The 14,044-nt window shown below is 37.1% G+C and carries 10 protein-coding genes and 2 pseudogenes; 1 reads left to right on the forward strand and 11 read right to left on the reverse strand.

The features are described from left to right. The 4 genes and pseudogenes from ACFIKQ_RS04420 to ACFIKQ_RS04435 form a co-directional block, all read right to left on the reverse strand. Positions 1-454, reverse strand: a pseudogene (locus ACFIKQ_RS04420) (hemin-binding protein E); the annotation flags it as partial. A 322-nt stretch (positions 455-776) separates the two neighbouring features. After that, positions 777-1,610: a porin gene (locus ACFIKQ_RS04425; protein ID WP_375652651.1), complete on the reverse strand. Its 834-nt coding sequence runs from the start codon at positions 1,608-1,610 to the stop codon at positions 777-779. Between the two features lie 333 nt (positions 1,611-1,943). Next, a complete protein-coding gene (locus tag ACFIKQ_RS04430; RefSeq protein ID WP_375652650.1) occupies positions 1,944-2,777 on the reverse strand; it encodes an outer membrane protein in 834 nt (277 codons plus the stop codon). Positions 2,778-4,674: 1,897 nt separating this feature from the next. Next, the gene (locus tag ACFIKQ_RS04435) at positions 4,675-5,004 is read right to left on the reverse strand and encodes a hypothetical protein (protein ID WP_375644622.1); all 330 of its coding nucleotides are present in this window, start codon (positions 5,002-5,004) and stop codon (positions 4,675-4,677) included. Positions 5,005-5,736: 732 nt separating this feature from the next. On the opposite strand from ACFIKQ_RS04435, the pseudogene ACFIKQ_RS04440 reads away from it, so the two are divergent. Further along, positions 5,737-6,182, forward strand: a pseudogene (locus tag ACFIKQ_RS04440) (integrase); the annotation flags it as partial. A 249-nt stretch (positions 6,183-6,431) separates the two neighbouring features. Here ACFIKQ_RS04440 and ACFIKQ_RS04445 read toward each other — a convergent pair. The 7 genes from ACFIKQ_RS04445 to pstB all read right to left on the reverse strand — a co-directional run bounded on the left by ACFIKQ_RS04445 (position 6,432) and on the right by pstB (position 14,015). Beyond that, positions 6,432-7,052: a ribonuclease D gene (locus ACFIKQ_RS04445; protein WP_375644623.1), complete on the reverse strand. Its 621-nt coding sequence runs from the start codon at positions 7,050-7,052 to the stop codon at positions 6,432-6,434. Beyond that, positions 7,045-8,439 (reverse strand): M20/M25/M40 family metallo-hydrolase, encoded by a 1,395-nt coding sequence (locus ACFIKQ_RS04450; RefSeq protein WP_375656049.1) that lies wholly within the window; start codon positions 8,437-8,439, stop codon positions 7,045-7,047. The genes ACFIKQ_RS04445 and ACFIKQ_RS04450 overlap by 8 nt, the downstream gene beginning before the upstream one ends. Before the next feature lie 83 nt (positions 8,440-8,522). Then, positions 8,523-9,398 carry a bifunctional DNA-formamidopyrimidine glycosylase/DNA-(apurinic or apyrimidinic site) lyase gene (gene mutM / locus ACFIKQ_RS04455; RefSeq protein WP_375635965.1) on the reverse strand — a complete coding sequence of 292 codons (876 nt, stop codon included), beginning with the start codon at positions 9,396-9,398 and terminating at the stop codon, positions 8,523-8,525. 271 nt (positions 9,399-9,669) lie between these two features. Then, positions 9,670-10,917, reverse strand: coding sequence for an aminopeptidase (locus ACFIKQ_RS04460; RefSeq protein ID WP_375635966.1), 1,248 nt, complete (start codon positions 10,915-10,917; stop codon positions 9,670-9,672). A 174-nt stretch (positions 10,918-11,091) separates the two neighbouring features. Beyond that, complete coding sequence (locus tag ACFIKQ_RS04465; protein ID WP_375635967.1) at positions 11,092-11,928, reverse strand: cell wall hydrolase; 837 nt, start codon at positions 11,926-11,928, stop codon at positions 11,092-11,094. 584 nt (positions 11,929-12,512) lie between these two features. Continuing rightward, a complete protein-coding gene (gene phoU / locus ACFIKQ_RS04470; protein WP_375635969.1) occupies positions 12,513-13,235 on the reverse strand; it encodes a phosphate signaling complex protein PhoU in 723 nt (240 codons plus the stop codon). A 21-nt stretch (positions 13,236-13,256) separates the two neighbouring features. Next, positions 13,257-14,015: a phosphate ABC transporter ATP-binding protein PstB gene (pstB, locus tag ACFIKQ_RS04475; RefSeq protein WP_273787813.1), complete on the reverse strand. Its 759-nt coding sequence runs from the start codon at positions 14,013-14,015 to the stop codon at positions 13,257-13,259. Between the last annotated feature and the right edge of the window lie 29 nt (positions 14,016-14,044).

Below are 14,044 nucleotides of genomic sequence, written 5' to 3' on the forward strand. Positions count from 1 at the left end.
GAGTTTCAGTTCCACTAGCTGGAGGAGTTTCAGTTCCACTAGCTGGAGGAGTTTCAGTTCCACTAGCTGGAGGAGTTTCAGTTCCACTAGCTGGAGGAGTTACAGTTTCAGAAGCTACTCGCACATCCTTTTTGCCAGACCAGATCATATCTGTTTCAACACCTAGTATAATGCCATTTCCAAGATCAAAGTTAGATCCTGCATAAAAACCGCCAATCAAACCTGAAAGCTTAGGTGATAAGTCTTTAAAAACTGAAGTATCTTTATCTTTTAAGTCAATTTTACTTGAAAAACCACCAATCTGACCACCGATATAAAAGCCTGTCCAAGAAAATGAAGGGGCTGCGATGACTGCTGGGGCTGTTTCATGAGGGATGATAACATCAGCAGCTTGTGCTGCAGAAGCTGCTGCTATAGCGATAACAGAAGTTGTTACTAAAGATTTTATATTCATAAACTTTGCTCCTAATTTATTTATGAGCACAGTGCTACAAGATTACAGAAAGAAAAGCTGTAGTAAAAATGATACAGTCACAGAAAATGGAGGATGCACTCAAAACAAAATCGCTGCATGACTTTACAACGCTATTAACTTCACTCCGTACGAGAATTCGTAAGTTAATTTATCGATTTTGAATGTAATTCTTGTCTGTCATTTATGAAAATATTTTTATATCTCCAATAAATATGGAGTGAGTAATAATATAACAACAGAAAATAATAGAGGCTCTGTCTTTGACAGAGCCTCTTGGAAGTTTATTTCGTTTTTTACGAAATTAGAATTTGTATGCAACACCAACACGGAAATCATTGGTTTTGTAAGCGAATTTATCCCCATCCTTTACAAATGCTTTTTTACCAAAATCTGAGTAACGGTATTCTGCACGCAACAGAACATTGTCTGTCATTGCAAAGTCAACACCACCACCTACAGTGAAACCAACCATTGTTTTTGATTGATCAAACAATTTAGCAGAAGCAATTTCGGCACCACCAGCTTCTTCCGCCTTAAGAGAATTAACCACTTGCAGCTGCGTATAAGCAATACCACCAGCGAAATAAGGCAAAATGCGGTCAACTGCTGCAAAACCAATGCGAACGCGTGTAGCACCAGACCACTTTTCTTTTATAGAGGTGCTAGTCACGCGTTTGTCAGTCGCCGCGATACCAGCAATAGTTTTTCCTGTAGCAGGTGTAGCTTCAGCAGCTGTAAGCTCATCTTTGAAATCGTCAAGGCCAGTTGCTCCAATAACTGCTGAATGCGCTTTTGAATCTTCGCGATCTGCCCAGACTGCATCGGTTTCAACACCTAGAATGAGACCATTACCAAGATCTACGTTGGAACCTACATAAATACCACCCATGAAACCGGAAGGCTTAGGTGTCCAGTCTTTATCTGTAATTTTCTTTTTTGTTTCTGAATCAACTACATCAACTTTACCTGAAAAGTTACCAACTTGACCACCGATATAAAAGCCTGTCCAAGAAAATGAAGGGGCTGCGATGACTGCTGGGGCTGTTTCACGAGGGATGATAACATCAGCAGCTTGTGCTGCAGAAGCTGCTGCTATAGCGATAACAGAAGTTGTTACTAAAGATTTTATATTCATAAACTTTGCTCCTAATTTATTTATGAGCACAGTGCTACAAGATTACAGAAAGAAAAGCTGTAGTAAAAATGATACAGTCACAGAAAATGGAGGGCACATCCAAGACAAAATCACTTTATAGCTTCGTTTTGCACGAAAAACCTAAAGATATATATAAATAACTTATTGATTTTAAAATGTAATTATTGTTTATTGTTTATGAATTTTTTTAAGAAAATCTGAATAACATCTTTCCACATCCACAATAAATTATGTATTGTGTGATAATATAGCAACAGAGAATAACAGAGGCGCTGTCAAAGACAGCGCCTCTGTTATTTAACTTATCATCTGTTAAAATTTGTAAGCAACACCAACACGGAAATCATTGGTTTTGTAAGATGTCTCATATTTATCATTTGAGAATTTCTTTTTACCAAAATCAGAGTAACGATATTCCGCACGGACAATAACGTTATTGGTCATTGCTAAATCAACACCAGCACCCAGAGTGTAACCAACAAGGGTCTTTGTTTCATCAGACAAGGTACCAGAAGCTATTACTTTATCTGAATCTTTGCCTGTTATTGAAATCGATGCAGTATCTTGAAGCTGTGTATAAGCAATACCACCAGCAACATAAGGCATAATGCGTTCAGCTGCAAAACCAATACGTACACGTGTCGCACCAGCCCACTTTTCTTTAAAAGTGAAACTGTGGGTCCGTTTAGCACCAGCTTCAAGCGCATCTTTACCAATACTAATTCCAGATTCTGTTAATATCTTCTTAATATAATTTATGTGATTTGGAAGAATAACATATGTGTTTCCTGTCTTCGTGTCATCTTTATTAGACCACATGATATCTGTATCAACACCTAGAATAAGGCCATTGCCGAGATCAACGTTGGAACCTGCGTAAAGACCACCCATGAAACCAGATAGTTTAGGCAAAAGGTCATCAGGCGCTGGAATCTTTTTTCCGTTACTGAGAATATCCATTTTCGTTTTACCCGAAAAACCACCAAGTTGCCCACCAAGGTAGAAACCTGTCCAAGAAAAAGTTGGAGCAACAATAACGGGAGCAACAGGTGTTGGACTTGGGGGAACAATAACATCTGCTGCTTGCGCCGCTGAAACTGAAACAAAAGCGAAAGCAGAAGCTGTTATTAACCATTTCATATTCATATTTTCTCTCCATAGCTGAATATTTATTTGAACACATCATTTCATATAGAGCCCAAACTTCAGATATCTGTAGCAAAAATGATACACTCATAAAAAAAACAAAAAGCCAATGAAAGCATCCTGAATTGCTTGATCTCTTAATAAATAAGAATTGAACTATGCCAATGCACAAATGATTTTCTCTTGTCACATTTGCTCTTCTTTATAAATTTTTCAAAAATATCTGCGTTCTCGCCGTGGAAAGCATGTGCTCTTGTCTAATGAAAAATTATCCTTTTATATTAAATTCAAATGCTCTCATCTTAAACCATTGTATATTCAAGCAACAAAAATCATCCCTCTATACATTACAAACGAGCAAGTATGTGAAACCGTTAAAAAACTAAAAATGTCACTTATGAATGTTTTCAATATCAAGAACAGTCAAATGCAATCGTTCTATTTAAATTTATACAAATAATGTTTTTACCTTCATCCTTAGCATGACAAAATGTGAAGTCTATGTATTTGTTTTTTTCATAAAAAGGATGCTTATATTACAAATAAACTTGTATCGCACATAAACAAGACTTCCAATAATCCAGGAATTGAAACAAGATCACATGCAACTTGCCTGCTCTTTTTTTACTTTAGGCATTTATTGTTTTTAAATATTTACCATTTTTTGCTTATCTCAACCTCATAGAAAGTCTTTTTCAGAGTTTCATCTTATTTGTAGGCTATCTATTTCATACTCTTTTATAAACGAAACTGTAAAAAATGCCTCAAGACAGGCAACTGGTATGATAAATGCTGACATCTATATTAAAACTCTCCCTAAAGCAAAAAAGATGAGAGATCTTTCTTAAAGTGTTCACACCAAACTTTGCTTTGAAAGTCATTAATTGAGCAAACAATTTGGCAGAAAAAATATCTGATATTGCATCATAGACAAATAAAAAATATTTTATAAATTCTGTAGTCGAACAATAGATTGATTATAAACATAATTCATCATTTCGCATATTGAATAAGAAACCCGAATATCGTAAGATTCTCTCATTCCAAACTGGTAGCATGTTGCAATCACTCAAAACCATTTGATTGCATGTTACAAGCAGGAAAAGCCGTGTGGATAAAAACTGTACAAGATAAGGACTAAAAATGCCTCTTATGAATCGTCTCACATACCAGAGGCTGTCACAGCATTGAGAGCTAGCAAAGTGTGTGATGAATGCCGTCTTGCCCCCTTCATAAGTATAAAGATGGTAGTACTCAATGGGTTTACCATTATACCCTTCATAGATAGCGTCGCGAAATGGGCTTGGGAGCATTGAAAAATGTTTCTTTAAAACAAGCGCACGTAAGTATGCAACGCAATGGCGTTTTATTCTTTGAAACACACTAAGATCAAAAGTTTAACATTAAAATAAATACTTGGTTTTCTCCTCGATTTGGACAAAGCGCTCTATCAGACCCTGTCTGCAAATAGTCCAGATTTTTGTCGAGTGGATTTCATTTAGCTTCCCATTCATGTATCATTAACCAAAGGTTCTATAGACAAGTCCTTCACTAATCCCACCCCATACTCTAAAAACACTTATCAAGACGTTTTACATGCCTTATATAATCTACACTTAAAATGATGATATTTACGGCATAACAAAATAACCCCAAATCTCTAGGTTATATTCATCTAAACCCATGAATTTTGTAATGACTGATTGCCATTATACAGTATTATTCTTTCACTGAAATCTTCCTGCTCATATCCTTTCCAAACAGTCCTCTTCATTCTCATCGTGCACAATCATAACACCCTTTAAACAAATAGTTCCCCCCTGTTTTCAAGTGATAATATCTCTTTTCTTCATTTTTTGAGCATACGTTACACCTCTCAATGTTGTTTTCTCACTTTTTAAAAGCTCATTGGACTTCGTGTAAATAGGTTTGGCCGTCCTCTTTTCTCTAGTCCTTTTTTAGGATTATATCCTCTTTTTTTACCAGAATGTGACACAGGTACTAACTTAGCTGCTGTTATGCATTCACTGTTATTTGTGCAAGAAAGTTCTATTTGAAAAACTTCAGATAAGACCTTGCGAAGCTGTTCACCAGAAAAAAGACCTATTGGAGGAACAGCCGAAGATGCTCTCTGTATAAGGTTTTGAGACGCTAAAAAACTCGCACCCTGAGCGATAGAGATTGAAGCAAAAGTAGCAAAAGCTGTAATAAAATATTTTATGTTCATAAATTAACCTCATCAAATATACATAATGGATTTTACCTAGTGCCTTCATTGCAAATTTCTAGAGAAAAATAATATGTTTATAGATAAAAAGTGAAAATCCTTACAAATAAAGCTTTGGAGCCCTTTTGATTTTAAAATAAAAGCAAATTGCCCTGCTCTACCAACATAGAAATCACTTATTGAGTAATAAATTAAAGGCACGAAGTATCGTCTGAAAATAATAAACTATACGAGCCTCACATAAACATATTGATTTATATATATAATTTATATTTCCTCACACAAAATGAGCCCCTCGAATATCAGAATATTCTCTCATTCCAAACTTGTTCATTATACATGAAGCAAATTTATTCGCTTCCACATCATAAATGAAGTTTGTATATGGATAAAACTCTTGAAAAAAGTGGATTCTCACGAATCTGTTTAAATGCAAAAGCTATTGCAACATTTTGACTTAGTAAAAAGCGCTCTTGCTCACTTGTTTCTAGCACACTTTTCTAGGAGTTGCTCTTTGCATTGTTCAGTACAATCGTGGTTATCTGTATAGATTAATCATATAATATATTGATTTATAATGATAGTTTAGCGTTATTCATATTGAATAAAAACCCTGAATACCTTAAGATTCTCTCATTCCAAATCTTTTTCATGTTGAATCCATCAAAACCATTTGATTGCATGTTACAAGTGAGGAGAGCTGTGTGGATAAAAAAGACTAAAAATGCCTCTATGAACCGTCTCAAGTGCTAAGGACTACACAACATTGGGAGTTGGCAAATTGTGTAATGCTATGGCTTGTTACTCCATAAGCGTAAAGATGGGAGTGTTCAACAAATTTTATACCATATTTGGGGGCTTTATTGTTATACCACTCATAAGCGCCGCCGTGACATGGGCTTGGGTGCCGGTTTCTTTAAAAAAAAGCACATGAATTAGCAACACAAATATATTCCGTTTAAGGCGTTCTGTTTTACATGAAGAACGTAAATCCATTAAAAACGTGAGAAACAAAAGCGTGAGGCAATGCGTAATCTCTATTATTTAACAGACATTGCTTTAGATACTTTTGAAAGTCGTAAAGCAGAATTAAAAATGATGGTAAAAATGAGATTTGGTTTTTATATTTACGCCTTCATATTCTCCCCCAATTAGGCTGTATACCGGTTTCAGAGATTTAAGTCTTCCAACCTACCATATGTTTCCAGACTCTCCTCAAAATTTCTTTTTTCAAATAAAACCTGTTACAAAAATAAAAAATATGAATTCGCAAAAATACTTTGATTACCTAAACTTCAAATGAAATAGTACTTAAGAATTTATTATAACTCTTATCAGAAAAGAGGAGAGGATAAAATGCCCATAATGTACAAGCATTTTGTCCTCTCACATCAATAATTAACTCCTTTTAAAAACCAATTTTAAAGTTAGCTATGCGCAAAAATATCCACTTCCGCCCATCCTAAAAGGTCAAGCTTAGCTCTCATAGGCAAAAATTGAAAACACGCCTTGGCAACACTTTCTCGCTCTTCACGTCTTAAACGTTCTTCAAATATAACTTTTAAACGATGCAAATATAACACATCCGACGCAGCATATTCAATTTGTGCCTGTGATAACGTTTCTGCCGCCCAATCCGAAGATTGTTGCTGTTTAGAAATATTCACATTTAGCAATTCATTACAAATTTCTTTCAAGCCATGACGATCCGTATAAGTACGCGTGAGTTTAGAAGCGATCTTTGTACAAAAAATAGCTTCTGGCATAACACCAAATGTATGCGCTAAAATCGCAAGATCAAAACGCCCAAAATGGAATATTTTGATAACTGCGTTATCTCCAAGAAGCTTGACCAAATTAGGTGCACTCTTTTGTCCTTTAGCAATCTGTATAACGTCAGCAGTACCATCTCCAGAAGAAAGCTGAACAACACATAAACGATCACGATGTGGTTGTAACCCTAAAGTTTCGGTATCAATCGCAATGGCATCAGTTTTATAATTGTCTAAGTTTGGTAAATCACCTTGATGAACACGAATCTCAGCCATTTACCCTCCTACTTGCTAAAGCTGCAAGAATACGCGCCCAAGACCGCTGCCCCTTATGAAACGATTTTAAATTATACTTTTCATTAGGAGAATGAATACGGTCATCAGCCAGTCCAAAACCAACCAAAAGAGTCTCCATACCAAGAATTGACCGAAAATCTGCTACAATTGGGATCGAGCCCCCCATGGCTGTCAAGACAGCAGGCACTTCCCACTCTTGTGATAAGGCATCCTTCGCCTCCTTGATAAAAGATGAATCATCAGAAATCTGAAGTGCAGGAGAAGAACCGTGATTCTTAAATTCAACCTTACAATCAGCAGGAATTGAGCTACGTACATAATCACGCAACGCTTGGCGTATTTTCTCTGGATCTTGCTTATGCACCAAACGACACGATACTTTTGCACTCGCTTGAGAAGCAATAACCGTTTTCATCCCCTCCCCTTCATAGCCGCCACTAATACCATTAATTTCCATGGTAGGACGTGCCCATACAAGCTCTAAAATGCTCCGCCCTTTTTCACCAACAGGAATAGAAAGCCCTATAGGACCAAGAAAATTTTCAGCAGTACAATTAAGTTCATTCCATAACTGCAAAATCTGTGGAGGTGTTTCTTCTACGCCATCATAAAAACCAAGAAGTGTTACCCTATTATTTTCATCGTGAAGTCCTGCTAAGATTTTCGTTAAAATACGAATGGGATTAGCTGCTACTCCTCCAAAATAACCAGAATGCAAATCACGATTCGCTGCTGTAATAATAATCTCTTCTGCCATAATTCCCCGAAGAGAAAGAGCAATAGATGGTGTATCCGCATCCCACATTGACGTGTCACAAACCAATGCATAATCTGCCTTAAGTTCATCTTTATTTTCTTTTAAAAAAGGAATAAGGGAAGGAGAAGCACATTCTTCCTCACCTTCACATAAAATAGTAACTTTAACAGGAAGCTGCCCTGTTTCTTTCTTAAATGCACGACATGCTTCAATAAAAGTCATCAACTGACCTTTGTCATCTGAAGCTCCACGAGCACAAATAACTTTCTCTCCATCTCTCTCTTTTAAAGAAGGTGTAAATGGATCATCCTCCCATAAACTCAAAGGATCAACAGGTTGAACATCATAATGTCCGTAAAACAACACATGCAAACAATCATCCGAAGGTCCTGGATGATGCCCAACAACCATTGGATGACCCGGTGTATCACGACGTGAAGCCTCAAAACCGATGCTTTTTAAATCCTCTACTAACCAATCAGCTGCTTTACGACATGCATCCTTGTAAGCCGAGTCTGTAGAAATCGATTGAAAACGTAAAAGAGAAAAAAGGCGTTCAAGGCTCTTTTCTATATTTCCATCAAGATGTGTTAGTACTTTATTCAGCATAAAAAAACCTCTCAAGCCTTGTGTAATTATATTATAGATACGACGACTTTAAGCCTCTTGTAAGATTTTGCAAGACACCTTATTCATTTTTGGCATTGTGAGCAGTAAAAACTTGAACGTCCAGCCTGTAAAATACGCACAATAGGCGTTCCACATTCCAAACATTGCTTACCTTCTCGTCCATAAACTGAAAAAGCATGTTGAAAATAACCAAGTGAACCATCTATATGCATATAATCACGTAAAGAAGAGCCACCAGACAAAATGGCTTCAGAAATCACATTGCGTATATTTTGTGCTAAAGAATCTGCAAATTCACATGCACGTGCCGTTTTTGATGCCAATGTAAATGCACCACGTTGTGGCGACAAACGACTCCGCCAAAGTGCTTCACAAACATAAATATTCCCAAGACCTGCAACAATAGACTGATCAAGTAAAACGCTCTTGAGAGACATTTTTTTATTAACAAAAGCCTTTTGTAAATAACGACCAGAAAACGAATTACTCATAGGTTCAAGCCCTAGCTTATTTAAAAGTGGATATTCATAAAGCTTGTCCGTATTGACTAAAAGCATAAATCCAAAGCGACGCACATCATTATAAATAAGATGATAAACTTCACCATCCCTTGTTTGAATATCCATGACAAAATGATCATGCTTAACTAATTTACTTGTCGTTGAAAAAACTGTTCTTAAAAGATCATTCTCTATACGCCATGAACCAGACATTCCTAAATGGCTTAAAATCGTTTCATCCTGAGAAAGATGAAATAATAAATATTTCGCACGCCGACCAAGTTCTATAATTGTTCTGCCAATAAGGCGCTCAGAAAAAGCCTCAGGAAAAGGAAAGCGCAAATCTCTACGATTAAGTCTGACAGATACTATCTTTGCATCAGTTACAACAGGCTCAAGTCCACGACGAACTGTCTCTACTTCAGGAAGTTCAGGCATCTCTCTTCTTTAATAATTATACACTTTCCAATTGTATCACCAATAAATTGACTTCTTTTCCCCCCTCAAAGAACGAAGGTTTCCTCTACATCTGCTCTATAAGAAACAAATTTTTGATGAGTGGATTTCTCTTGGCGTCCTACTCATATGAGTCACTTAACTAAAGGCTTTATAGCCAAGCCCTGCCTTGAATATTCACCAAACACTCTAAAATACTTAACGTATCAATGAGGCTTACATCCCACTCCACATCGAATGCGGCATAACAGGATTAAGCCCATTCACCCTTACGAAATACAGGAACTCTTACACCATCTTGGGTAATGCCATCTATATCAATTTCGCCAGAACCAATCATCCAGTCAATATGAATGACACTTTTATTACCACCACGTGCTGCAATCTCTTCTGACGTCAATGATGCCCCATCTAAAAAGCATTTGGAATAACATTGCCCTAAAGCAATATGACATGCAGCATTTTCATCAAATAAGGTATTATAAAAAAGGAGGTCACTCTTAGAAATTGGTGAAGAATGGGGCACAAGAGCAACTTCGCCCAATCGGCTTGCACCCTCATCACTTTGCAAAACCTGTTGCAAAACTTCCTGACCCGTTGATGCACGAGACTCAACAATACGCCCTGCTTCAAAACGTACTTCAATATTATCAACCAGTGTTCCTTGATAGGAAAGTGGTTTCGTCGAACGAACAAAACCTTCAACCTTATGAGCATGAGGAGTCGTGAAAACTTCTTCTGTCGGAATATTCGGATTGCAAATAACACCATTTTGAGCAACGGATGCACCACCATGCCATTCATGATCATCTGCCAAACCAACAGTTAAATCAGTCCCTGGCCCTGTAAAGTGTAAGGCAGAGAAACGCTGCTCATTAAGCCAAGATGATCGTTTCTTTAAATTCTCGTTATGGACACCCCACGCATGTACTGGATCTTCTTCTGTAACACGTGAAGCAGAAAAAATTGCATCGGCTAATTTTTTAATCGCCTCATTCAGTGGTAAAGAAGGAAACATTGCCTCAGCCCATCCTGCTGTTGGATAAGCAACAATTGACCAATTTATAGAAAAATTCGATATTTTTTTGAGAGCAGGCTGGTAAGCTAGTGAAGTCGCCTTATTCAAACGCGCAACCTTATCAAAATCTTGATTGGAAAGGAGCAAAGGATTATCACCAACAATTGCTAAACGCGCTGCCCCATTTTCAAAAGCCTTTGCCATTCCCTCATAAAGCCAAGAAGGGGCACAATCAAAACTAGCTGTATGGGCATTTTCAAAACGTGTAATCGATAACATATCATCACTAAAAATTGGTGTAATGACACCAGCACCAACCTTATAAGCATGATATGCAATACGCCGAACAAAAGGTAATGCTGAAACTGGAGCAGTCAAAACAAGATCTTGCCCCTCTTGTAAATTCAACCCCACTTTTACTGTAATTTCTGCAAGACGATTAAGCATTTCAGGCGAAATTGTCTCATGAATATCAAAGTACATTACCAATACCCTTCTTTAAATAAAATGCGTTCTTTACGTCGTCATATTATAAATTGTTTTTTAGATCCTTTGAGTTTACTTTCTCTACGTATATTGATGCGTGTCATTATCGCTAAAGGATCACTTAATTCATAAACCGCAATGGGCGTATAACCCTTCTTTTGTCGTGAAAACTTACCAGTTTCTGTGTCGTTTTTCTAACATTGCAACAATTGCATTTAACTGATCTGATGAAGGCAAAGTCATAATCGTTTTATTTTCCTCTTTCCTAGCTAGATGTTGAGGTGCATAGGCAGGAATAGGAACTTTATCAAGCTGTACCATAGCAAAATGCGCAGGATGTGCCGTTTTGGACTGTGCGACTTCTATCGAAGGAGATGCACTTTTCTCTACCTTTACTCCCCTACTTTCTGTGCCTTCATCTATAAAGCTTGGCGCATGACCAGAACGTTCTTGAGCAAAAGCATAAGCAACATCATAAGGGCGATTATTTGTAGGAACTTGAAGTTCCCCATCACGTGATCGTTTTTCATAAAAAGCATTTCCCCCTGCAACCTGAACATAATGCATGTTTTTATACGGAAAAGACAAACCAGCGGTATGAAAAAACTTAGCGTGTTTAACTTTCTTATCTCGTTCACCCCGTAAAACAGCATCAGCCGCCTCTCTTACACGAGCAACAGATGCTTTCTCCGTCATAGGACGCGTTAAAACACCAGGAGCAAACTGCTTATATTGACCAACAACACCACAAATCGTCTTAGGATAGGCGGTTGAATTAACACGATTCATAACAACCGTCCCAACGGCAATCATTCCTTCACGGCTTGTGCGATTTGATTCAAAATACATCGCTCGCATAAGACATTGACGCTCTGTCAATGGATACGTAACTGTTTTTGTCTTATTATTATTTACTTTTCCAGTATCTAAACGATTTGAAGCACACCCCACAACAACTAACGGCGCTACACAACAGGTAACAAAAACATTCCAACGATTTTTTTTCATCTTATGCAACACATTCCTATAATCTCTGAGCTATTCAAATTTTGAAATGAGCTTTAAATGTATCTCTTAATAAAGTACATAGCCGATTGTTACCACTCAGTAAAATTTTAATACAAGAGGTAATAAAAAAATATCTATGCAAAATAAAAAATAAAAAACTCTTAATTTACAGATCAATATTGTTATTCTTCATGGTCCAATATAGGCCATAATAACCCACACGTTTCAATTACAATAAAGCAACACTATCCACTTCTTCTACATCCAAAAAAATTTGGATACCAAAACTCTTTGCATCGATATTGAAAAAAATAATACAGATATCCCCTTTAATATAAAAACATAAAATTTTAACAAAATGATCTAGAAGAAAACTCCCCTCCGGCCATAATACGAGTGATGATATCATCCAATATACAAATATGTCAAACCAAGAGTTAGCAATCTGCCATGCTTCTCTGAAAAAACTCTTTGTTGCTTCTTTGTACTTTTCCATAATATGGCTATCTTATTCTTTCTATAGCCGCACTGTAAGAAAATACTCATAGTATCTACAAACTTATCTTATACATATAAGAAAAATTTTAATCTATTTTCTTCTCACCTACCCCAACTTTATAAGTAAGGTCATCGCGAGGACGATCAGAAGACATATGGTAACCCGTTATGATATAATGCAGCATTTCAGCAATATTAGTAACATGATCACCAATTCGTTCAATATTCTTTAAACAAAACAGCAAGTGTGTACAAACCGTAATATTGCGCATATCTTCCATCATATATGTCAAAAATTCACGAAAAAGAGAAGTATACAAAGCATCAATCTTCTCATCACGCTCACGCACAGCGTCAACACGCTCTAATAGGCGACTCGTATAAGCATTTAAGACTTCTTTTAATTGATTGAGTGCTAAAGCTGTAATTGTTTCAAGCCCATGATAAACAGAAGCAGATTGACGTATTTCTGAAAGTGCAACTGTCCTTTTAGCAATGTTTTTAGCCATATCCCCAATCCGCTCAAGATCAGAAGAAATACGAATGGCTCCAATAATTTCACGCAAATCAACAGCCATCGGTTGGCGTTTGCAAATAATAGCAACCGCTTTTTCATCAATGTCACGTTCTGCTTCATCTAAAAACACATCATCGGCAATCACTGTCGTTGCAAGTTGAAGATCACTACACACAACCGATGCGACAGAACGTTCAATCATCCTTTCTGCATGGCTCCCCATTTCTGTAATCCTTGCTTTTAAATATTTTAGTTCTGCATCATAAGAACGGACAGTATGGTTCATAGACATATCTTACACTCCTCAATTCACCTATCCAAAACGCCCCGTAATATAATCTTGCGTCCGTTGCTCTTTTGGTGAGGTAAAGATCATTTCAGTTGCACCAACTTCTACCAAGTGCCCTAAATGAAACATAGCCGTATATTGAGAAACACGTGCAGCCTGTTGCATGGAATGCGTTACGATAACAATTGTATAATTTTGCCGTAATGCATCGATAAGCTCTTCAATCCGTGCCGTCGCAATGGGATCAAGAGCTGAACAGGGCTCATCCATCAAAATAACTTCAGGACTAACCGCAATAGCACGTGCAATACACAAACGCTGTTGTTGTCCCCCTGATAAACTTGTTCCAAGATCATGAAGACGGTCTTTTACTTCTTCAAATAAACCTGCCTGCCTCAAACTCTTTTCAACTATATCATGCAATTCAGAGCGCGTTTTAACTAAACCATGAATGCGTGGACCATACGCAACATTTTCAAATATAGATTTTGGAAAAGGACTAGGCTTTTGAAAAACCATTCCAACACGAGCGCGCAATTCTACAACATCAATCCTCTGGTCATAAATATTTTCCCCATCTAAAGTAATAAGACCGGTTGTTTTAGCGCCTTCAATCGTATCATTCATACGGTTAAAACAACGCAAAAAAGTCGACTTTCCGCATCCTGATGGACCAATCAAAGCTGTTACTTGATGTTCAGGAATATCAAGTGTAATACCGTGGAGTGCTTCTTTGTCTCCATAAGAAACCTTCACATCCTGACCTCGCATTTTAATCTTCATTGCAAAAATTCACCTTACAAAAATCTTAT

Origin of the sequence: Bartonella sp. MR63HLJHH (assembly GCF_042194155.1) — a bacterium.
GTDB classification, from domain to species: Bacteria; Pseudomonadota; Alphaproteobacteria; order Rhizobiales; family Rhizobiaceae; genus Bartonella; species Bartonella grahamii.

What these genes read in the sequence shown, in the direction of transcription:
- ACFIKQ_RS04425 (WP_375652651.1), bottom strand. Translation starts at nt 1,610, where the DNA reads ATGAATATAAAATCTTTAGTAACAACTTCTGTTATCGCTATAGCAGCA.
- ACFIKQ_RS04430 (WP_375652650.1), bottom strand. Translation starts at nt 2,777, where the DNA reads ATGAATATGAAATGGTTAATAACAGCTTCTGCTTTCGCTTTTGTTTCA.
- ACFIKQ_RS04435 (WP_375644622.1), bottom strand. Translation starts at nt 5,004, where the DNA reads ATGAACATAAAATATTTTATTACAGCTTTTGCTACTTTTGCTTCAATC.
- ACFIKQ_RS04445 (WP_375644623.1), bottom strand. Translation starts at nt 7,052, where the DNA reads ATGGCTGAGATTCGTGTTCATCAAGGTGATTTACCAAACTTAGACAAT.
- ACFIKQ_RS04450 (WP_375656049.1), bottom strand. Translation starts at nt 8,439, where the DNA reads ATGCTGAATAAAGTACTAACACATCTTGATGGAAATATAGAAAAGAGC.
- mutM (WP_375635965.1), bottom strand. Translation starts at nt 9,398, where the DNA reads ATGCCTGAACTTCCTGAAGTAGAGACAGTTCGTCGTGGACTTGAGCCT.
- ACFIKQ_RS04460 (WP_375635966.1), bottom strand. Translation starts at nt 10,917, where the DNA reads ATGTACTTTGATATTCATGAGACAATTTCGCCTGAAATGCTTAATCGT.
- ACFIKQ_RS04465 (WP_375635967.1), bottom strand. Translation starts at nt 11,928, where the DNA reads ATGAAAAAAAATCGTTGGAATGTTTTTGTTACCTGTTGTGTAGCGCCG.
- phoU (WP_375635969.1), bottom strand. Translation starts at nt 13,235, where the DNA reads ATGTCTATGAACCATACTGTCCGTTCTTATGATGCAGAACTAAAATAT.
- pstB (WP_273787813.1), bottom strand. Translation starts at nt 14,015, where the DNA reads ATGAAGATTAAAATGCGAGGTCAGGATGTGAAGGTTTCTTATGGAGAC.